Genomic DNA, 19,603 nt, shown 5'->3' on the forward strand with positions numbered 1-19,603 from the left:
CCGCCTGTCCCGTCGTCGGTCGTCGCAACCGCGCGTTTCGGCGAAGATCTACTTAAATGCTCCAACGCCTACCAACGCCGGGAACCGTGTAACTCATCGAACCGCTGCAGCCAGGCTTCAAACTTATCCGCGCTGAACCAATCTTCCATGGACCTCCCAATACTGGAATGGGATGTAATTCTGATCGGCTTCAGAACGCGAGCCAATGTGCGATAGCAAGGCGTATCGACACGACGGTTCGAGTCACCAATTTCGGGACCGGCCCCAGCAATAATGATGCCGCCCCCCGAGTACTCCACTACTCGAAATGGTTCGCCCAAGTTTTTCTTAATGGAAGCCACACCGTCAAGCTGGTCGATAAAAAACTGGGAAAGCACGGTAATCCAGCTACCACCTTTAATCTTTTTCGCGACGTTCAAACAATGATCCATTGGATAATCCACCTCAAGCCCTGCATGCCTCATGGCAATAGCGTAGACCCTATGCTCGTTGTTCGCAGCCAGTCCATCCGCAGCTGCTTCAACAATACCTATACCCGCATAGCCGTGCAATGGCTGAAGCCGATTGGACCAGCTTAGTATAAGCTTAAATATCAAATTTCTCTTTTCCAGGGCCCATGTCCGCGGAAGCGTTATAGTTAAAAAAGAAAGGCTGTCAGCCTCGGCATAATTCGGTTGGCCGAAACCAAATATTTTAAATTCACTGGCGTCTTCCGGCTTTTCGCCACCATGCCAAAAAAAAGCCCAAGCCTCGTCAGACTGTTCCGGCATGGGAGACAATAAATACGATAAAATGTCTCGACTGGTTGAAGCTAGGACCGGAGCGAATTGCTCACCCTCAGACGCGCGCCAACGTAAACGCTCGCCGCACACATTATTGAACTCTCTAAAGCATTCTATTATTTCGCTGCGTTTCGCTAAAGTATGTCCGTCACGGAAATACAATGTAGCAATAAATTCAGTGCGTAAAATAACATATCCATCTACATCTTTTTCAACAAGCGATTCAAGCGTTTTTAACATATGAGCCCACCGCTGCATTGTTGGAACATTACGAGCAGTTGCAATCTCTTTCATCATCTAGGCAAGACCATTTCGCCCCGTGGCTATTTGCAAGCGCTTTCTGGGCTGCTTCTTGCTCTTTTGTTAACATGTCCGGCGGAAACTTCATTTCAACGAAAGCCAAAATTTTTCCAGTTAGATGATCGACCACTGTGACATCTGGAATGACGGTTTTACCATGTTGGCTGTATCTCTTTTCCGGCTTATACCGATCGTGATTCTGAAGTTCCTTCTCTACACACCTTTGCAGCTCAAGTTTTTTTGGCTGACTGCCTGGCTTCAAATGCGGCGCCACCTGCCAAGCGAGCCGAGCTGCATCTCTTTTCGGACTATCATCCTTCCAGGCGTTGCGGCAATTGCACATCACCCAGCAGAGATATTCCTTGTCCCAAGGATCGATTGGAGCAGGGTCGAGATTGCCGCCTAGGTCGACGGTGTTCTTGTGGTTGTGAAACATTTTGTCCGTGTTCCGGCACACATTGGCACCCTCCATCTTGATGTCAAATGAGTACGTGATCCACTCCGCTTCCTTTTTGAAGGTGCCCGACGTCAGGCCTCCCGCAGTGCCAGCTTCGTCTCCGATACTTGAACTGTAGGTAGAACCCTTGATGGCCACCATGTTTCCCTTGATGGTGACAGTTGTTGTGCCATCCGTCAGGGTGTTGTGTTCCGCACAATTGGGGTATGGAAGCGGGACCGGTCCACCCGGGCTGGGCGTTTTGCAGACGTCAGGTAGCGTGGCAGTCGATATGCCGATGCTCCCCTTGTGCGTAGCACCTAACCTGTTGGCAAGGACATGGGTTGGCATAATTGTGCTACTCCATATAAGCAGATTGCAGCAGACACGCCGCCCGCTCGCCGTTGGGCGAACTGGTCCATAGGAGCGCATGGGGCCCCTGTGCATATCCCTTTAAGGCCGCGCAGGTGGCAAGCAGAGCTAACAGTGGTCCAGACGCAGCGCCCACGTCACCCCAGCAATCTGCCGGTGTAGTCAAGTCGGCAGCATCGCGCAGCCGACCTCCTGTGCGCACTGCGGCAAAGCCGAATTCATCCGCCCGGTACGGTTGCGGATTCATGTCACAGTACACATCGGTCGCTTGCGATGGCGCCGGCAAGACATCTAATACGTCGCTCATGACTTGCGTAAGTCCTTCACCGATCCCTATCTGTTGGCTCCGCATGTGCTTGGGTTCGAAGCCCCGTGACACGGACACCACGCGGCTGAGCGGGCGCACCCCGAGCTGGCGAAGAACGTCATCCCGCACGACTAGCAACGCGCCAGCGCCCTCGCCGGGGGTGAGGCCCCAAGGATTGCTTTGAAGGGCGGCGCCGTGCAGTTGATTCTCGGCCTCCAGCCATTCCAGGGTCTCCGGCTCCAGATAGGAGTCGACACCGGCAACAATGCAGGCATCGAGGGATTGGTCGGAAAGTTTTCTCCATGCTGCCTCAAGGGCCAGAAGCCCTGCTGCGTGATCGGCTGCAAAGATTGCTGTCTTCCATGAGTTCCAGCCGCGGGGCGGCCTAAGCGCACTCAGAAGTGAGCGTCCCAATTCATCAGGTAGTCCAGGACGCGTCGTTGGCACGCCCAGCGCGAGAGCGACGTTTAGATGAGTGGCGTCGCCCAAGTCCAGCACTCGTGATACCTCGTCAATTGTGGGTTCGAGCAGCGCCATAAACCGTGGGACACCTGATAGGTTGCAATCAAGCCACGGCGCCATCGCGACCTTCATCGGCTTTCCGCCACCATCATCGATCATGTAAGGGTGGTCAGCAAATGCCGCGATACCCGCGCGCACTGCGGCAGCAGATGACCAGGCGTCGCGGCCGAGCGGCGTGCTGGCACCAAGAGCAGCGACCTGCACGATCGCCTCTGCCATCCTATGCCTCCTTTGCCGATATGATGTCTAGATTGCGCCCGCTTTTGCTCACATTCACTTTCTGCGTGACCCTGGTCCGAACCAGCTTTTGGACCTTGAAGTGACACGGTAGGGCCGAGTGCCAGACAATAGAGACACGCGGATAATCGGGCTCCAGAATGACTGTGTGTAGCGCGCGGGTTTTGTGAACCTCGCTGGTTCCGTCATCGAACCGCGTCTCAAAGCCAATGTGCAGTATGGGCAAACCGAAGCGCAAGGTCCCTCGTGGGGACAAGTTTTCTATGACGACCGTCTCGCCACCGCGCAGGAACTGCGGGCTTTGTTGATCGATTGGCGCACACTGGAAATAACGATCGTCGAAATCCTCCGGCAGCAATGGTTTGCGCTTGCGCGCCCAGTGTTCATCATAGGTGCCCCCGAAGCCAGCACGCGGCTGCCAGTGGCTGCAGATTGGGCCAAAGCCGGCGGGAGTCGGCCGGTCATTTCCCGATTGCATCAGCATGGCTGGATATTCGAAGTTCGGTAGTGGTCGACCGATTGAGTTCGCGTGCGAGATGCAGAATCCAGTTCCCACCGGGTTGCGCCAGTCCCAGTCGCGTTCTGCTTGCTCCGAGCGCAGATCCACGCCGCCGAACGCACGCTCGTAGACGAGCGGCATTTTCACAAACGGTGACGGCTTGGAAGCGCCAAACCGTGTCCATACGCGATCGCCAGAAATATGAAGGATTTTTGTAACAGGCCCCACGCGAAATCCCGCGTCCAGCTCTGTGACAGCCTTGCCGCCCGGAGCCCAAGCGTTTCCGATCACAAGCACGTCGGTAGTTTTCTTTGTCAGTACTAAGTCCGTGTCGTACTTGATGCTGCTTTTGCCGGGTTCACCGTGGTAGCACGGAACGCGAAGCACCGGCGGCTGCTCCTTCGAAACCATCGATGAGCCATCGGCCAGAATGTCGAAGGTGGCCTTCACTGCCACCAGCCAGATCTCACGGCCTTCTCGGTCCCGAACCCAACCACGGTCCGCCGCATACTGTGTGCGATTGTCAATTTCCCACATATCGGCAAGGCAAAATTTCATCAGGTTAACGGTACTCTTTGGCGCTCAGCCACTGAGTCCTGAATTCCCTCTCGAAAGACGAATATAGGCACGATTTTTTGTACGGGGAGCAGCCAGATTCTGAGGACATGGGTTCGGGCTGTTAAGCGAACCTTTACTACGAAGCGTGGCCGGTTCGGGTCGCTACCGCCAGTTTGCGGTGCGCGATACCGATCATCGAGGAATAACCGCCGTTGGCAAGTCATCGCCAACGGCCGTTGCACCCTAGAATCCGCCGTTCGCCCTGTGGCACAACGAATGTCTCAGAAGGGTCGTCTACGGAAGTTCAAGGTCCCGGCGCCTCGGAAGCTCGGATGGTCGACCTTCTACCTCCTGGTTCGGCAATGAAGCGCCACCCCGCTGAGACAATCATTCGGACGTCCGGACGGCAGCTCCGCAATCGTATTCCGCCGCTCGCATATCGAACAAGCCCGCCGCATTTACTGGCGATGGATGCCTTTACTCACCTGCCGCCCGGGTTGGTGCAAGTATTGAGCGGCGGCGCCGATGTCGGGCGCCAACTAGTCGAACATGAACACACTCACGGTATCGCCTTCACAGGCAGTATCGCGGCCGGCCACGCTGTGGCGCACGGGGCGGCCGAGCGCTTCAAGCCGGTTCTGATCGAGGCGTCTGGCAACGACCCTCTGATCGTCATGCCTTCCGCGCCGATCGCGGCTGCCGCGCGCAACGTGGCCTACGCCACCTTCCTTAATGCCGGACAGGTTTGCACATCGCCGGAGCGGCTCTATGTGCACGAGGCCATTTACGACGCTTTCCTTCCGGCTCTGGTGAAGGAGGCGCAGGCGCTGCGGGTCGGCGACGGACTGGATGATGTCGACATGGGGCCGATGGTGTCGCAGCGGGAGTTGCAGCGTGTAGAACGGATTATCGGACGGGCGTTGGAGCAGGGAGCGCGGATCATGACCGGCGGGCGCCGTCCACCACTCCTTGATAAAGGCTGGTTTTACGAGCCAACGATGCTCGCAGTCGAACATCACATGGACATCATGCATGACGAATGTTTTGGCCCAGTGGCACCTGTCTGCAAAGTCTCCAGCCTTAATGAAGCCCTCCAGTTGGCGAACGATTCCCGGTTTGCGCTTGGCGCCAGCATTTACACCCACGACCTGACTGAGGCCATGCAGGCCGTGAACGAGATCGAGTCTGGCATGGTGTGGGTCAACACGCCCCTCAATGACAACGACGGCGTGCCCTTTGGTGGCAGAAAGATGAGTGGTGTCGGTCGTCAACTTGGAGTCGAAGGCCTGGAGCAGTTCCGCCGTTCCAAGATGGTAATCCTGGCGCCCGAGGTCGTCGGCAGCGACGAATTGTTCCCCTATAAGCCCGAGTACGGCCACCGCGCAGTCGTGAAGGACTGATTGTCGAACGCGAACTATTGCGTAACTCGGGCTTCCGTAACAGCAGTTCGTGCCGGCATGCGCGTCACACACGCCGATGCCAGACCTTTACCTTCGAGGAAAATACCATGAGCGTTTGTCATCTTCGTCATGCCGTCGCTGGGGCCGCGCTTCTCGCCGTCATGACCCTGTTCGCCCTGCCGGCCAAGCGAGCACTTGCGGCGGACACGGAGCTGAATGTCTACAACTGGTCAGACTACATCGCCAAGGACACCATTCCCAACTTCGAGAAGCAGAACGGCATCAAGGTGAAGTACGACAACTACGACACCGACGATACGTTGCAGGCCAAACTGCTGGCAGGCAGTTCAGGCTATGACATCGTCGTGCCGACGTCGAACTACATGGCCAAGCGATACAGGCGGGCCTGTATATGAAGCTCGACAAGGCGAAGATTCCGAACCTCGGCATCTCGATCCAGTACTGATGAAAATGATCTCCGACGCGGACCCGGGTAACCAGTACGGTGTGCCGTGGGCCTATGGCACCGACGGCATCGGTTACAACGTCGAGGCTGTACAGAAGGCGCTCGGCGCCAATGCCCCGGTTGACAGCTGGGCGCTGCTGTTCGATCCTGCCAACCTTTCCAAGCTCAAGAGCTGCGGCGTGTCGTTCCTCGATGCGCCCGCCGACGCGTTCGCCGCCGTGCTGCAATACATCCACAAGGACCCGAACAGCGCCAATCCGGCCGACTATCAGGCTGCCTTCGAGGTTCTGAAGAAGGTTCGCCCCTACATCACACAGTTCAACTCATCGGGCTACATCAACGACCTTGCCAACAACGACGTCTGCGTGGCGCTCGCGTGGTCCGGTGACGTCGGGATCGCCGGTCGCCGCGCCGCCGAAGCGAAGCGTTCGTATCAGCTGAAATTCTCGAACGTCAAGGAAGGCGGCCTGCTGTGGTTCGACGTGATGGTAGTGCCCAAAGATGCTCCTCACGCCGAAGCCGCGATGAAGTGGATCAACTACATCGAAGACCCGAAGGTGAATGCGGCAATTACGAACGAGGTGTTCTATCCGACAGCCAATAAGGCCGCACACCAGTTCGTGACTCCCGCAGTTGCCCAGGACGCGACCGTCTATCCGGGGGATGAAGTGTTGCGCAAAACGACGCTGATGAAGCCGATGCCGGCCGACATCATGAGGCTGGAAAACCGCCTGTGGGCCCAGCTGAAAACCGGCCACTAATTCGCCAAGATCAGCAGCGGCCCGCCATGCTGACCCCAACGACCGTTGTGTTCATGCGGACGCTGCACTTAGTCTAAGGCCCAATCGGCCGCAACTGGGAACCGCGCTACCAATTCGCCGGCACTTACGACCAACACTGGCTGGACGAGGTGTTTCCCTTCCTGCCAGCGGATTTCGACGAACGCTATTACCAGGCCGCGCCTACCGATCAGCAATTGCCGATCCCGCTCGGCGAACAGACAGTGACGCATCTCGCCAAATGGATGTGCCTTGGCGTGGCGGGCAAATTCGGGTCTGCGCAGTACAAGTCGATGCTCGAAATTCCCGGTGTCGGCGAGGTGTCCGCGGCGGCGGTGCGGGCTATCGAGGACGAGGACATGCAGCGCGGACCCGCTATTGCCCTCGCAAAGGCGGCGCTGGAAGGCCATCCGGGGCTGCTTTCCGCGTTCGCCTCGGTATCGGCGGAGCATCTTCAGGGCACGACGCCGCCGCGCTGCGTGCCCGGACACTGCGCGCTGCCGGCGAACCAGGCAAACGCGCTTGCCTCAGTGCGGCCGTCACTGCCCTCGGCGACGAGAACGAAGGCAGCCGCTTTCACGCCGCCTGCTCAGCCGTGCTACTGGGCGATCGGGCACAGACGTTAGACACACTTGTCGGCTTGCGCCGCCAGCCCAACGCATTCCGGTAGTAAGCGTTGCCGCTCGCCCTGCGCACCATGTATATGGCGCAGGTGCTCGCGCTACTCAAGCTCATCACGCAAGATCCCGCCAACATCCGCCTGCTAATCGAGGGCACCGCCATCGTCACCGATCGCGTCTGCGTCCCTTGGCTCTTCGGGCAGATGGACGACGTCAACCTCACGCGCTTGGCCGGTGAATCCATCACCTTCGCCACGGCGTGACCTCCTGGTCTGCTAGCCTCACGTGCCCGAATTTTCAAGTTTCAAATGGAACGGTTTTGTGGGCCACAGTCACTCGCTTGCACCCTATCGTCAAGGATGGACAGGCAGCGAGGGGAAATTACGACGCCAAGTATCGCAGCTGACGCCAAGCCGGCGCCGCGCAATTGAACAACACCCTTCCCGGCTCCATGAAACACAGGTAATGCGCAGCCACAACGCGCTGGCGCTGATATCCCTCCTTCAAAACAAACTCACAATGGCCCCGTGAAGGCGGAGCGCCTACAAAATAGCGCTGATCCGGACGGTAATGTGAGGCATTTGCGCTCCACCACGCCGCGACTTTTTCTGGCGCCGGCCATGGCGCACCCTCATCTTCATCCATATCAACGCCCGGGTCGGTGGGGTCGCCATTGGCATCAGTCTCTCGGTGCTCCGGTGGAAGAGTTTCAAGATCGAGCGACGCCAAATCAGCTCCAGTTATCCAGCTAAAGGCCTCGCCTGCGAGGCGCCCAATCTTGTTGTCAGCCATCAGCTGGATGAGCCACGAAATGTATCTCACCTCGCCGGTATGCGCGACGGCGTGGACAATAGTCCGCTGGTCGCTGCCTTGCGATACGAGGTGCTCGAGAATGTCGTTTGCGACACGCGGGCCGCCTGCGACGATTGCAAGCGCAATAGCTTCAGCGCGTCGTCGGCCTGGACGTAGCGCCACGTCAACCATGAACTCCAGCGCCTTGGCAGGCTTACCCAGCAAAAGGGCTCCATACGCTGCATAGAAACGGCACGCTTCATCCTCATCTTCGAGATGAGCCAAACATTGTGGCAGCACGTCGCGCCGCCCTATCTCGCCGCCACAGCGCAAAGCACGCGCACGGACGGTAGGCGCAGGAGCCGTCAGGGCAGCTTCGAGAAATTTTCCCGGATCCACCCGATGCAACGCACAGGCTGCGAGACCGGCGTGCTGCGCCGCACTGGTGTTGCGGTCCAATTGAGTCTTGACTACGTCCCGGAGGCTGGCCGCGGATACCCATCCAAAGGCCGAATGGAGTCCCGGCTCAATTTCGGGCATCGCTTCGGCCAATGCCATCAATTTGTCGAGACCTTCGAAGGACCTGCGCTCAATGTAACCGACGCACGCCGCAAAGACCTCACCACGCCCGGGGCGTTCCAGTGCAGCTAGACTCAACCGCGTGCCTGTATCGCCTGCGACAGCAATGCCATCCAAATGTGCCGCGATCCGGGAGTCGAGCCGACCGAGGTGCTTCAGTCGGACATGCGGGGCACGCACCAGATACGAACGGGTATTTCTAAGCGACGCAGCATCCTCTACATGTTGCGCCACGACGGTCAAAATCGGTGTTCGACTCCACTGCTGGAATTCGCCGGTCTTCGGCAAACCATCGGGTTCACGGACTAGCATTTACCAGCCTCGCGGTCTGTCCTTATGCTGACACTTGTGGTCAGTTAAGTTGAACCGAACCACCCTTGATCCGATTGACACCAGATGAGCGACTAGAAACATAGGCCCCCTGAATCAATACCTTTCCCGCTTTTGTAAGCGTGATGCTCGCCTGCCCGCAGCGCAGGACGAGTTCCTCCTTCGCCGTGACGATAAGACGCTGCCCATCCGAATCGATCTGGACCTGCGCCGGCTTTTCTTCGAGCGGCCATGGAATTTCGCTTTGCAGGCATCCCATGATGATGGGACATCGCGGATCGCCGTTCTCGAACAGGAGCACGACTTGTCGACCGATATGCGCGCCACGAAGGTCGGGGACCATGCGCGCAGCGATCGCGGCGGTTCCCGGCTGCCCTGTATAGACGACGAGAGGCCGCACGCCATTGTCCGCGAAGCCAACCAACTCACCAATGCGCGCGCCTTCGATAGCCGCCGGCGTCTCCGTCAACGACGGCTCGGCCGTCGCAGCAATTGGCTGCTCAAAATCACGTCCACTCATTCCGGTTCTCCAACCGCACCCGAACAACGCTCCACGCAGCAAGCCCCGCGTCAATTCTGCAAGATCTTCGCGCCCTTCATCACAATGTCGCTGCTCGCCTTCGCGTTGATCTTTCCACTTCCATCGATCGTAATGTCTTTGCCCTTGATCACGATCGTCCCGTCCTTCTTCATGCTGATGCTCGCGCTGCCGGTTGTGATCGTGACAGATTCGCTGGCGTCGATAACGAGGTTCTTCCCGACCGTCAGCGCGTCATCTTCGCCCACGGATGTGGTCCGCCCGCTGCTGACCGTGCTCGATTGCGCGCCGCCGATGCTTTCACTCGCATCCGACGCGACGTTCACGGTCTGACCTCCACCCACATCGAGCGACTGGTCCGATCCAACGCTTGTCGACTGATTCCCGCCAATCCCAACCGACTGATCCGCACCGACATTGACTGCCTGGTAGGCCCCAACCGTAACGGCCTGGAACGCGCCCACCGTCACCGCCTGAAACGCTCCAACTGTCACCTCCTGCGCACCGCCAACAGTAATCGTCTCGTTGACACCGACTGTATGCGTACGCTGCAACGTCACCGTGGCGGACTCGCTGGCGCTCACCGTTTTCGTACGGTTGGCGCCGATGGTGATGGTTTCGTTCGCCCCCACCGTTTCAGTCCGATTGACCCCGATCGCGATCGTCTCGTTGTTCCCCACTGTCTCGGTGCGATCATGCGCGACGACCGTGGTCTCATCATGATCGACATTCTTTTTTCGATCGTGTCCCACCCAATGCGCCTCGTCGTGCTCGACCTCTATGCTTTGATCCTTCTCCGCATGCAGCACCACCTGTTCCGCGCCCTTCTTGTCCTCGAAGCGCAACTCGTTGCAGTTCGCGCCACCGCCACCTTTGCTCGATCGACTCTTGATCCCTGTCTGCGTCATGTTCCCTGGCAGGTCGTAGGGCGGCATCTGTTCCGCGTTATAAACCCGCCCGGTAATGATCGGCCGGTCCGGATCCCCTTCCAGAAAATCCACAACCACTTCCTGCCCGATCCGCGGGATCGCGATTGCCCCCCAACTCTTGCCTGCCCAAGGCTGTGAAACCCGCATCCAGCACGAACTGTTCTCATCGTGCTTGCCCTGCCGGTCCCAGAAAAACTGCACTTTCACCCGTCCATAGCGATCGGTATATATCTCCTCACCACCGGGACCGACCACTGCTGCCGTCTGTGGCCCCTGCACAAACGGCTTGCGTGTGAGCCGCGCCGGGGCGAACGGCTGTCTCGCATCGATCGCCGAGAACCAGCATTCACAACGGCTCGACTGGCTACCCTCAAACGCCTCGTAGTCAGCCAGGTCGATTTCATAGCGTGTACGCGTCACCAGGTACTGCGTATTCTGATCTGTACGCGGATGCCGCTCGAGTTTCAACAAACTCCCCGCACGCACGCTCAGGCTGTTCGTCCTGGCATCCACCTGATGCCAGTTGATTCCCGCATCGCCGCCCAGAAGCGGCTCATACCACAACTCATCGGCGCGCACCTTCACCCGGCTCTCGCCATAGTCGGGATCGACATAACCACCGGGATAGTCGAAGCTTTCGAGCTCGCCAAACGAGTCAAAGCCCGGTGTGCTTTTCACGGACTTCTTCTGCAACGGCCGCGACGGGTTCTTGAAGTCGTAATCCGTCATGGCCCAGTTGTGCGTCTCGATCTGGCGGCGGGCCTGCCACTCGCTGACATATTCGGCATCGGGCGCACCGCCCATCACCGCACCATATGGCAGTGTCTCGCACCCTGGTACGCTCTCATGTGTCGCCTGGCTGTCCGTCAAGATCAAGGACTCCTTGCCATCGCGATCCTGGTACCAGTAGTAGATCCCTTCGTCTTCAAGCAGCCGGCTCACAAAATTGAAATCGGATTCGCGATACTGCACACAATATTCGCGCACAGGATGCTTGCGCGCGTTCGCCTTCCATTTGATCTCGCCAACTTCCACGCTTTTGTAAACCGGATCGGAGAATATCGCCTTGACGATGTCCTCGACATTCTTGTTCTGGAAGATCCTGCAATTGCTGCGCCGCGTGAGCAGCCATAGCCACGGCCGCACCGCGGCCTCATACACGTGCAATCGGCCGCGCATACCCGTCTGCCGAAATCCGACCACGTACCCCGAAAATAGCCGCGCTTTTGCCTTGGGCACCTGCAGCGACACCGTCACGCGTTTGCCAAGAATGCGCCGGAAATCAATATCGGAGCGCTTCGACACCAGCGTCAGGTCATAGCTAAACATCCGCCCCAACTCGGCGGTGGCGCGCATGCTCAGGAAAAGCAGGTCGTCGCCAAGCGGGGTTTCCACGCGTGCAAGCGGCGGCTGCGCCATGGCCCGGTACCTGCTTCAGCGAAGCGTTCCGAAGCTTCTCGCTCAGGTCACCTCCAGCGTCTTTACATTGATGGCCCACTTGACCCCACCAGCCGTCGCGCCTTTTTCGTCCTGCTGGCTGTACTCGAATTCAACGGAGCCATAGCTAATAGCGACGTTCTCTACTATTTCGCCGCTCGGCAGCGCGGCCAGAGAAACGCTCGTCACCATGACCTGCTTCATGGTGACGGTCAGAAATACCTTCTGCCCTTCACCCGCCTTGGCAGAGCTGAGCTTCGCGTTGTCAATGTGCTTGCCCGAGGCGCAGAACTTGGCAAGTATTGGCGATGCTTTGTCGTAGCCGTGGCTAAACATGAAGAGGCCCGGAACGGCCCTGCCAACGCCGCTACCGGTGCCGATCATCGGATTGGTGGCGTTCTCGATCATCCATTGGTACTGCAGCACTTCGATCTGGTCTTCGGCGCCCTTGCGCTTGGATTCGCCTTTGATTCCGTCGATCTGCATAAAGTGGTCGCTTACGGGCATGATGTGCTTCCTTTGACGTAACAGGTGAACTGCCTGCAACTCGCGCATCCCGCTACGTAAACGAAAACTGGCGCCTCTTTTTAAAGCTGGGATCTTCAAAAAAGCACGCCGCCCGTCGTCTTAAGTACGTTACGACACGACGATGCCACCGGCCGAGGATTCCCGACGATGCCAGGCACCGATGCACCACCGCAAGCTGCCAGCCGCCTGACGCTCGACTACGTGCGTCAGTTCGATGCCTTTGCGCTTCCCGATGCGGAAGACATGTTCCTTTACGTCATCCCGAAACGCAGCAATACGGCCGTGAAAGGTGAGGCGCCAGCGCGCGGCGACTGGGAAACGCCGATGCGAATTCACGGCTGGCGTTGGGCCGAGGGATACGAGACGCTGCACGCCGGGCACGCCCTCAACGCGAACGACATGCGCGTGACCGACGTTGGCGTAGTCAAATCGGTCGATTCGACCTCACCTGTCATTGCCAAGCTCTGCGCACAGTCGGAGTTGCTCGCGCTTGCCCAGATCAAGTGCTTCAAGTCCGGGGGGCCGGACAATGGCGTGCAGATCGAATTCCTCTCCATGAAACTGGAGGAAGCGTACATCCGCAACTACTCCATCTATACGAGCGTGCGGCTCGGGCGCATGTGTGAAGTATTCGAACTGACCGCGCAAAAGATGACCTTGACCTGCGCGGCGCAAAAGCCGGACGGCAGCCGCGCGGCCGAGGTGAATTTCGCGCTCGACGTCTTGTCGCGCAGAATCATATGAGCCCCAGGCGGACAGCGGTCCTCAGGAGCCCCCATGGCTGAGCCGTCGGTGGCCGAGCGGCTACTGCCCTCATTACTTGACCGGCTGATCGATGACGATCCGCAAGCCGACTCCGAGTCGCGTGAAGTTCTCTTCACCCGGCGCGTGCTGCGGGCGGCGGTGCTGCGCGACCTCTCGTGGCTCTTCAACACCACGAATCTCGGCGCGGAAATCCCTGCGCAACGCTACCCGGCCGCACAGGCGTCCGTGCTCAACTACGGCTTGCCATGCCTGTCTGGACGATTCGCCTCGACGGTCGACGATGTGGTGCTCGAGCAGGCGGTCCGCAGCGCGATCCTGCTGTTCGAACCGCGAATCGCGCCCGATTCGCTCGAGATCGAGCCGGTGTTCGACCGTTCGGTACTCGAAATGCACAATCAGATCGCCCTCGTGATTCGAGGTCTCCTGTGGGCGCAGCCGGCGCCGCTCGAGCTGGTGCTGCGCACGGAGATCGACCTCGAGGAGGGAGGCATCACGATTACTGAACTGCCACGCTGATACGCAGCGGAGCCACGCCATGGACCCTCGCCTGCTGCGTCATTACAACACCGAACTGGCGCACCTGCGCGAGATGGGCGCGGAGTTTGCCCAGGAGTTCCCCAAAATCGCAGCACGTCTTGGCATGAGTGGCCTCGAAGTCTCGGACCCTTACGTCGAACGGCTGCTCGAAGGCACCGCATTCCTCGCCGCCCGGGTCCAGCTCAAGCTCGAAGAGGAGTTTCCGCACTTCACCCAACACCTGATGCAGGTCGTGCTGCCTCAGGCGGTCTGTCCGACGCCCTCCATGCTCATTGCCCAGCTCGCCCCGGATCTTGGTAATCCCAATCTGGTCGCGGGTTGTACGATCCCGCGCAACACGGCTATTCTCGGCAGTCACGTAGCGAGTGACGAAAATCATTGTGAGTTCAGAACGGCCGCCGACCTGACCTTGTGGCCTGTCGAGCTGACTGACGCGAGGTATCTCGCGCAAGTATCCGATCTGCCGCTTGCGACTCTACCTGGCACCCGCATGTTCGCAAAGCGCGTAAGCGGGGCCTTGCGCCTGCGCCTTGCGGCAGCCGAAGGCCTGACCTTCGATATGCTTGACCTCGAGCGCCTGTCTGTCTATTTCGCCGGCACCGACGACACGGCATGGAAGCTCTTCGAACTGGCGACCGGCAATGCAATGGGGATCGTAGTCTCGACCCCTCAACGTCCGGCGTCGCGCATCAGCTTGCTGCCCGGCGAAGCGATCAGCACGGCTGGCTTTGACGACGACGAAGCGCTCTTGCCCGTCACGCCGAACGCCTTCCAGGGATATCGTCTGCTGCACGAATACTTCGCTTATGCGCAACGCTTTCGTTTCGCGCGAATCGACGGTCTCGCACGCACGCTATCCACCTTCGATTCGCGTGAGATCGAGCTGACGATTCTGCTTTCGAAGGGAGACGCGGCACTCGAACGGATCGTCTCGCGCGATCATCTGCTGCTCGACTGCGTACCGGCTGTCAACCTGTTCCCGAGGTATGCGGACCGCACGCTCGTCTCTGACGGCGTCGCCGAGTTCCACGTGGTGCCGGACCGTACCCATCCGCTCGATTTCGAGGTGCACACAGTCACGGCCGTCATGGGTTTTGGCGCCGGCGGCGACGGCGAGCAGGCTTTCCTCCCCTTTTATGGGGATTATCTGGCCGAGCGGCCGATGCACGCGGCCTATTTCAGCGTGCGGCGCGAGCCGCGTGTGGTATCCACGGAGCGCAAGCGCACCGGGTATCGCACCGATTACGTCGGCAGCGAAGTGTTCGTGTCCATCGTGGATCCGAATGAAGCGCCGTACCGCGGCGACTTGCGACAACTGTCATTCGAAACGCTCTGCACGAACCGCGACCTGCCGCTGCTCATGCCGCAAGGTGGACTGCAAAGCACTTTCACTCTGAACATCGCGGCGCCTGTCGCCGCGGTGCGCTGCGTAACGAAGCCTTCGCCACCTGTGGCGCCTGGCCTGGATGCTGGCCTTGGCTGGCGGCTGATCGATCAGTTGTCGCTGCACTACCTGTCGCTCTACGACGGTGACGCGCGTGAGGGCGCCGCCGCGCTGCGCTCGCTGCTTGCATTGCATTTGCCGGGACACGACGAGGCCGCGCGTCGCCAGATCGCAGGCGTCACATCGGTCCGCGCCACACCCGTGGTTCGGCGCCTGATGATGCCCGGACCGCTCGCGTTCGGGCGAGGCCTGCAGATCGCAGTCGATGTGGACGACACGGCTTTCGAGGGAGGCAGCGCCTACCTGCTCGGCTGTGTTCTCGACCACTTTTTCGCACGCTATGTATCAATCAATTCGTTCGTGCAGACTGTTTTGCGAACGTCGTCGCGCGGCGAAATTCTTCACCGGCCCCCTCGATGCGGAACCCGACAGATACTCTAGCGCCACCCGAAGGCGAACCGGCTATGCCCGGCATTTCGCCGCCGGATGACGGAGACGCGGCACGTCGGCCCGAGGCTACGTCGCCGCAAGAGGCAGCCCGCAGGGCTCGCCTGCTCGACTGCCTGTTCGACGAGTTGGCCGCCGCACCGTATCTTTATGATTTTTTCCAGGTGATGCGCCGCATCGAGGCGTTGACTCCGCATTTGCCGCGTCTTGGCACCGCCGCGCGCTCAGCAGAAGAACCGTTGCGGCTCACGCAGGACGTTTCGCTCGCATTTGCGCCCGCCGCGCTGGCCGGCCTGAAGCGAACCGACACCCGCGACCGGCCCTGCACACCTCGGCTTTCACAGCGTTTTTTTGGCCTGCTCGGTCCAAATGGCCCGTTGCCGCTGCACCTCACCGATTTCGCCCGGGAGCGCGCCCTGCATCACGGGGACGCGACGTTCGCGCGCCTGCTCGATACGCTCTCGCATCGTTTCCTCCTGTTGTTCTACCGCGCCTGGTCGCAATCGCGGCCGACCGGCAGTCTTGACCGCCCCGACAGCGATCGCTTTGCCTTCTATATCGGCTCGCTGATCGGCCTTGCCGCCCCCCCATGTCGCGAGCGCGACGCAGCGTCCGATCACGCGAAACTCCATTTCGCCGGACTGCTCAATATGCAGTCGCGACCACCGGAAGTCCTCGAGGCGATCGCGACTGCGGTGCTGCATGTGCCCGTGCGCGTCAACCCATTTTGTGGACATTGGATGGCGCTCGAACGCGCCGAACGCTCCGCTCTATGCTTTCGCGGGACGTACGCGCCGCGTTCTGGCCTGAGTATCAACGCAGCATGCCTCGGGACCGGGGCCGTGCTGGGTGCCGCCGTCTGGGACCGGCAGCATAAATTTCGCCTGACGATCGGCCCCTTGTCGCTCGCGCAATATGAGGCGTTTTTACCGGGCGGCGCCGCGATCGCCACGCTGGTCGCACTGGTCCGCCTGCATCTGAATCGCGAGCTCGCGTGGGACGCGAAACTGGTCCTGAGGGCTGAGGAAGTGCCGACTGCGAGGCTCGGCCGGTATGGCCGCCTTGGCTACTCGGCGTGGTTCGCCCGGCAGGTGCGCCATGCCGACGCGGCCGACCTCGCACTCGACGCAGATGCCCTCGTGCCGCCCTGACGGCCCGTGCCTTTTGGGCTTTCAAAAAAGCAGTCCGCAAAGCCGTCTTATAGGATGGCGGCACGCTGCGGCGCCGCGCCTTCCTTGTTGATGGAGCACTCACGATGGCCGAGATCAGTCGAGTCGCCTTGTTCGACAAGCTCGATCCACTGGCCTACAAGGCGGTCGATAGCGCCGCCACGCTGTGCAAAATGCGTGGCAATCCCTACGTCGAACTCGTGCACTGGCTCATGCAGATCGTGGAAACGCCGGATTCTGACCTGCAGCGTCTCACGACCCATTACGGCCTCGATGCGGCAAGTCTGGCGCGCGACATGACGGCCGCACTCGACCGCCTGCCGCGCGGCGCCACTTCGATCTCCGACATCTCCGAGCACATTACCGACGCGATCGAACGCGGCTGGGTCTACGGCACGCTTCTGTTCGGGGCCACGCAGGTGCGTACCGGTCACCTGATGGTCGGCATCCTCAAGACGCCCCGGCTGCGTCACGTTCTGCTCGCGATTTCACGCCAGTTCGAGCGCATCAAGCTGGAGGACCTTTCGGACAACTTTGCGCGTATCGTCGCCGGCACAGCTGAGGACGCAGCAAAGCAGCCGGCCAGTGGCGGCCGGCCAGAACGAATCCAGGGTGCGGAGCCCGCGCCTGCAAGCATGGGCCGGCAGGAGGCGCTCAGGAAATATGCGACCGACCTCACCGAGCGGGCGCGCAGCGGCAAGATTGATCCGGTGAGCGGCCGCGACGACGAGATTCGCCAGATCGTCGATATCCTGATGCGGCGGCGCCAGAACAACCCGCTGCTCACGGGTGAGGCGGGCGTGGGCAAGACCGCGGTAGTCGAGGGCTTCGCGCAGCGGCTGGTGCGTGGCGACGTGCCGCCCCCGCTGCAGGGCGTCACCTTGATGTCGCTCGACCTCGGGTTGCTGCAAGCCGGTGCGAGCATGAAGGGCGAATTCGAGCAACGTCTGAGACAAGTGGTTGAAGAAGTTGAATCAAGCCCTTCGCCCATCATTCTGTTCATCGACGAAATTCACACGCTGATCGGTGCAGGCGGCGCTGCCGGCACGGGCGACGCGGCCAATCTGCTCAAGCCTGCGCTCGCGCGCGGCGATCTGCGCACGATAGGCGCAACGACCTGGGCGGAGTACAAGAAGTACATTGAGAAAGATCCCGCGCTCACGCGGCGCTTTCAGGTCGTGCAGGTGCATGAACCCGACGAATTGAAGGCCGTGCGCATGCTGCGCGGCATGGCGGCGGTGCTGGAATCGCACCATCGCGTGCAACTGCTCGATGAAGCGATCGAAGCAGCGGTACGGCTCTCGCACCGTTACATCCCGGCAAGGCAACTTCCGGACAAGGCAGTCAGTCTGCTCGACACAGCTTGCGCGCGTGTTGCCGTCAGCCAGCACGCCACCCCGCCAGAAGTCGAAGACTGGCGCCGCAAGATCGAAGCGCTCGAAATCGAAGCGGGCATCATCGCCCGTGAAGCCAGCGTGGGCGCGGATGTCGGCTCGCGGGCAACGGATGTTGCCGCGGCGCTCGCGCGTGAGCGTGAGCTGCTTGCCGGGCTGGAAGCGCGCTGGACCGAAGAAAAAGGTGTCGTCGAGGAGCTGCTCGCGGTCCGCGCCCGATTGCGCGCATGCGGCGATCAGATTGATTCAGTCGATGCAAGTTCGGTCGACGCAGCCGACTCGGCGCTGCAAGCCTCCGGCGAGCCAGCGACGCCCCCCACGGCTGATCGGCCAGCGCTGCTTGGCCGTCTTGCCGAACTCAAGACGAGCCTCGCCAGCATGCAGGGTGATACCCCGCTGATCCTGCCGAGTGTGGATGCCACGGTGGTCGCCTCGGTGGTGGCCGACTGGACCGGCATTCCCGTGGGTCGCATGGTCAGAAACGAAATGGCAGCAATCTTGAATCTGGCTGAGACACTCGACCGACGTGTCATCGGCCAGCGGCACGCACTCGAGATGATCGCCCGGCGCATCCAGACTTCGCGGGCACGCCTCGACAACCCCGACAAGCCAATCGGGGTCTTCATGCTGTGCGGCACGTCCGGAGTCGGCAAGACAGAGACGGCGCTGGCGCTCGCTGAAGCGCTCTATGGCGGCGAACAGAACGTCATCACAATCAACATGAGTGAGTTCCAGGAAGCGCACACCGTATCGACGCTCAAGGGCGCACCGCCGGGCTACGTGGGTTACGGTGAAGGCGGCATTCTCACCGAAGCAGTGCGCCGTCGCCCATACAGCGTCGTGCTGCTCGACGAGGTCGAAAAAGCGCATCCCGACGTCCACGAAATCTTTTTCCAGGTGTTCGACAAGGGCTGGATGGAAGATGGCGAAGGCCGATACATCGACTTCAAGAACACGATCATCTTGCTGACCTCCAATGTCGGATCGGAAGTGATCATGCGCATGTGCCGCGATCCGCAACTCACGCCCGCTCCCGAGACACTGGGTGCGGCGCTGCGCGAACCCCTGCTCGGCGTGTTTCCCGCAGCCCTGCTCGGACGCGTCGTCACGGTGCCTTACTATCCGCTGTCCGACACGATGATGGCGAACATCGTGCGCCTGCAACTGGAGCGTATCCGCCGGCGCATCGAGGAGAATCATGGCATTCCCTTCGAATACGACGACGCTACGGTCAAGCTGATCGTGTCGCGCTGCACGGAGGCCGAATCGGGCGGCCGTGTGATCGATGCGCTGCTGACGAACACGGTGCTGCCACGCATCTCCACCGAGTACCTGACGCGGCTCACAAAGGGTGATGCGCTCATGCGCATCCGGCTTTCTGCGACCGCCGACGAGTTCCTTTACGAATTCGACTGAAGTGGCCTGAGGCCCGGAGT

General features: G+C 60.1%; 16 protein-coding genes and 1 pseudogene. 9 read left to right on the forward strand and 8 right to left on the reverse strand.

Annotated elements, in window-relative coordinates; all coding sequences use genetic code 11:
- Window positions 1-68: 68 nt before the first annotated feature.
- Genes L0U83_RS35125 through L0U83_RS35140 form a run of 4 tightly spaced genes read right to left on the reverse strand, consistent with a single transcriptional unit; the run spans window position 69 to window position 4,013 of the window.
- Window positions 69-1,079, reverse strand: a complete 1,011-nt coding sequence (locus tag L0U83_RS35125) for a type VI immunity family protein (protein WP_233888740.1) — start codon at window positions 1,077-1,079, stop codon at window positions 69-71.
- Entirely contained in the window at window positions 1,051-1,965 is a 915-nt protein-coding gene (locus tag L0U83_RS35130; RefSeq protein ID WP_308445100.1) for a PAAR-like domain-containing protein, read from the reverse strand. Before L0U83_RS35130 ends, L0U83_RS35125 begins: the two co-directional genes overlap by 29 nt.
- Window positions 1,877-2,938, reverse strand: coding sequence for a beta-ketoacyl synthase N-terminal-like domain-containing protein (locus L0U83_RS35135; RefSeq protein ID WP_233888743.1), 1,062 nt, complete (start codon window positions 2,936-2,938; stop codon window positions 1,877-1,879). The genes L0U83_RS35130 and L0U83_RS35135 overlap by 89 nt, the downstream gene beginning before the upstream one ends.
- Before the next feature lies 1 nt (window position 2,939).
- Window positions 2,940-4,013, reverse strand: coding sequence for a DUF2169 family type VI secretion system accessory protein (locus tag L0U83_RS35140; RefSeq protein WP_233888744.1), 1,074 nt, complete (start codon window positions 4,011-4,013; stop codon window positions 2,940-2,942).
- 332 nt (window positions 4,014-4,345) lie between these two features.
- On the opposite strand from L0U83_RS35140, the gene L0U83_RS35145 reads away from it, so the two are divergent.
- From L0U83_RS35145 to L0U83_RS35160, 4 genes and pseudogenes are all read left to right on the forward strand, one after another.
- Entirely contained in the window at window positions 4,346-5,413 is a 1,068-nt protein-coding gene (locus L0U83_RS35145) for an aldehyde dehydrogenase family protein (RefSeq protein ID WP_233888745.1), read from the forward strand.
- 107 nt (window positions 5,414-5,520) lie between these two features.
- Window positions 5,521-6,640, forward strand: a pseudogene (locus L0U83_RS35150) (polyamine ABC transporter substrate-binding protein).
- Between the two features lie 83 nt (window positions 6,641-6,723).
- The gene (locus L0U83_RS35155) at window positions 6,724-7,284 is read left to right on the forward strand and encodes a DUF2169 domain-containing protein (RefSeq protein WP_308445108.1); all 561 of its coding nucleotides are present in this window, start codon (window positions 6,724-6,726) and stop codon (window positions 7,282-7,284) included.
- A gap of 50 nt (window positions 7,285-7,334) precedes the next feature.
- A complete protein-coding gene (locus L0U83_RS35160; protein WP_233888746.1) occupies window positions 7,335-7,541 on the forward strand; it encodes a hypothetical protein in 207 nt (68 codons plus the stop codon).
- Window positions 7,542-7,659: 118 nt separating this feature from the next.
- Here the strand turns inward: L0U83_RS35160 and L0U83_RS35165 are convergent, their stop codons facing one another.
- From L0U83_RS35165 to L0U83_RS35180, 4 genes are read right to left on the reverse strand one after another with little or no spacing between them, the layout of a single operon-like run.
- Window positions 7,660-8,961 carry a TIGR02270 family protein gene (locus tag L0U83_RS35165; RefSeq protein ID WP_233888747.1) on the reverse strand — a complete coding sequence of 434 codons (1,302 nt, stop codon included), beginning with the start codon at window positions 8,959-8,961 and terminating at the stop codon, window positions 7,660-7,662.
- Between the two features lie 40 nt (window positions 8,962-9,001).
- Window positions 9,002-9,499, reverse strand: coding sequence for a DUF6484 domain-containing protein (locus L0U83_RS35170; protein WP_233888748.1), 498 nt, complete (start codon window positions 9,497-9,499; stop codon window positions 9,002-9,004).
- A gap of 50 nt (window positions 9,500-9,549) precedes the next feature.
- Window positions 9,550-11,865, reverse strand: a complete 2,316-nt coding sequence (locus L0U83_RS35175) for a type VI secretion system Vgr family protein (protein ID WP_233888750.1) — start codon at window positions 11,863-11,865, stop codon at window positions 9,550-9,552.
- Window positions 11,866-11,907: 42 nt separating this feature from the next.
- The gene (locus L0U83_RS35180; protein WP_233888752.1) at window positions 11,908-12,390 is read right to left on the reverse strand and encodes an Hcp family type VI secretion system effector; all 483 of its coding nucleotides are present in this window, start codon (window positions 12,388-12,390) and stop codon (window positions 11,908-11,910) included.
- 168 nt (window positions 12,391-12,558) lie between these two features.
- Between L0U83_RS35180 and L0U83_RS35185 the strand changes: the two genes are divergently transcribed.
- The 5 genes from L0U83_RS35185 to tssH all read left to right on the forward strand — a co-directional run bounded on the left by L0U83_RS35185 (window position 12,559) and on the right by tssH (window position 19,583).
- Window positions 12,559-13,155 (forward strand): type VI secretion system tube protein Hcp, encoded by a 597-nt coding sequence (locus tag L0U83_RS35185; protein WP_233888753.1) that lies wholly within the window; start codon window positions 12,559-12,561, stop codon window positions 13,153-13,155.
- Between the two features lie 33 nt (window positions 13,156-13,188).
- Window positions 13,189-13,692, forward strand: a complete 504-nt coding sequence (gene tssE / locus L0U83_RS35190) for a type VI secretion system baseplate subunit TssE (protein WP_233888754.1) — start codon at window positions 13,189-13,191, stop codon at window positions 13,690-13,692.
- A gap of 19 nt (window positions 13,693-13,711) precedes the next feature.
- Window positions 13,712-15,598: a type VI secretion system baseplate subunit TssF gene (gene tssF / locus L0U83_RS35195; RefSeq protein ID WP_233888755.1), complete on the forward strand. Its 1,887-nt coding sequence runs from the start codon at window positions 13,712-13,714 to the stop codon at window positions 15,596-15,598.
- Window positions 15,599-15,621: 23 nt separating this feature from the next.
- Window positions 15,622-16,755 carry a type VI secretion system baseplate subunit TssG gene (tssG, locus tag L0U83_RS35200; RefSeq protein WP_233888756.1) on the forward strand — a complete coding sequence of 378 codons (1,134 nt, stop codon included), beginning with the start codon at window positions 15,622-15,624 and terminating at the stop codon, window positions 16,753-16,755.
- A gap of 104 nt (window positions 16,756-16,859) precedes the next feature.
- Window positions 16,860-19,583 carry a type VI secretion system ATPase TssH gene (gene tssH, locus L0U83_RS35205; protein WP_233888757.1) on the forward strand — a complete coding sequence of 908 codons (2,724 nt, stop codon included), beginning with the start codon at window positions 16,860-16,862 and terminating at the stop codon, window positions 19,581-19,583.
- Window positions 19,584-19,603: the final 20 nt, after the last annotated feature.

It is taken from the genome of Paraburkholderia flagellata (assembly GCF_021390645.1).
In the GTDB taxonomy this organism is placed as follows: Bacteria; Pseudomonadota; Gammaproteobacteria; order Burkholderiales; family Burkholderiaceae; genus Paraburkholderia; species Paraburkholderia flagellata.

Excerpts from the sequence above, each read along its gene's own strand:
- L0U83_RS35125 (WP_233888740.1), bottom strand. The coding sequence starts at position 1,079 with ATGATGAAAGAGATTGCAACTGCTCGTAATGTTCCAACAATGCAGCGG.
- L0U83_RS35130 (WP_308445100.1), bottom strand. The coding sequence starts at position 1,965 with ATGCACAGGGGCCCCATGCGCTCCTATGGACCAGTTCGCCCAACGGCG.
- L0U83_RS35135 (WP_233888743.1), bottom strand. The coding sequence starts at position 2,938 with ATGGCAGAGGCGATCGTGCAGGTCGCTGCTCTTGGTGCCAGCACGCCG.
- L0U83_RS35140 (WP_233888744.1), bottom strand. The coding sequence starts at position 4,013 with ATGAAATTTTGCCTTGCCGATATGTGGGAAATTGACAATCGCACACAG.
- L0U83_RS35145 (WP_233888745.1), top strand. The coding sequence starts at position 4,346 with ATGGTCGACCTTCTACCTCCTGGTTCGGCAATGAAGCGCCACCCCGCT.
- L0U83_RS35165 (WP_233888747.1), bottom strand. The coding sequence starts at position 8,961 with ATGCTAGTCCGTGAACCCGATGGTTTGCCGAAGACCGGCGAATTCCAG.
- L0U83_RS35170 (WP_233888748.1), bottom strand. The coding sequence starts at position 9,499 with ATGAGTGGACGTGATTTTGAGCAGCCAATTGCTGCGACGGCCGAGCCG.
- L0U83_RS35175 (WP_233888750.1), bottom strand. The coding sequence starts at position 11,865 with ATGGCGCAGCCGCCGCTTGCACGCGTGGAAACCCCGCTTGGCGACGAC.
- L0U83_RS35180 (WP_233888752.1), bottom strand. The coding sequence starts at position 12,390 with ATGCCCGTAAGCGACCACTTTATGCAGATCGACGGAATCAAAGGCGAA.
- L0U83_RS35185 (WP_233888753.1), top strand. The coding sequence starts at position 12,559 with ATGCCAGGCACCGATGCACCACCGCAAGCTGCCAGCCGCCTGACGCTC.
- tssE (WP_233888754.1), top strand. The coding sequence starts at position 13,189 with ATGGCTGAGCCGTCGGTGGCCGAGCGGCTACTGCCCTCATTACTTGAC.
- tssF (WP_233888755.1), top strand. The coding sequence starts at position 13,712 with ATGGACCCTCGCCTGCTGCGTCATTACAACACCGAACTGGCGCACCTG.
- tssG (WP_233888756.1), top strand. The coding sequence starts at position 15,622 with ATGCCCGGCATTTCGCCGCCGGATGACGGAGACGCGGCACGTCGGCCC.
- tssH (WP_233888757.1), top strand. The coding sequence starts at position 16,860 with ATGGCCGAGATCAGTCGAGTCGCCTTGTTCGACAAGCTCGATCCACTG.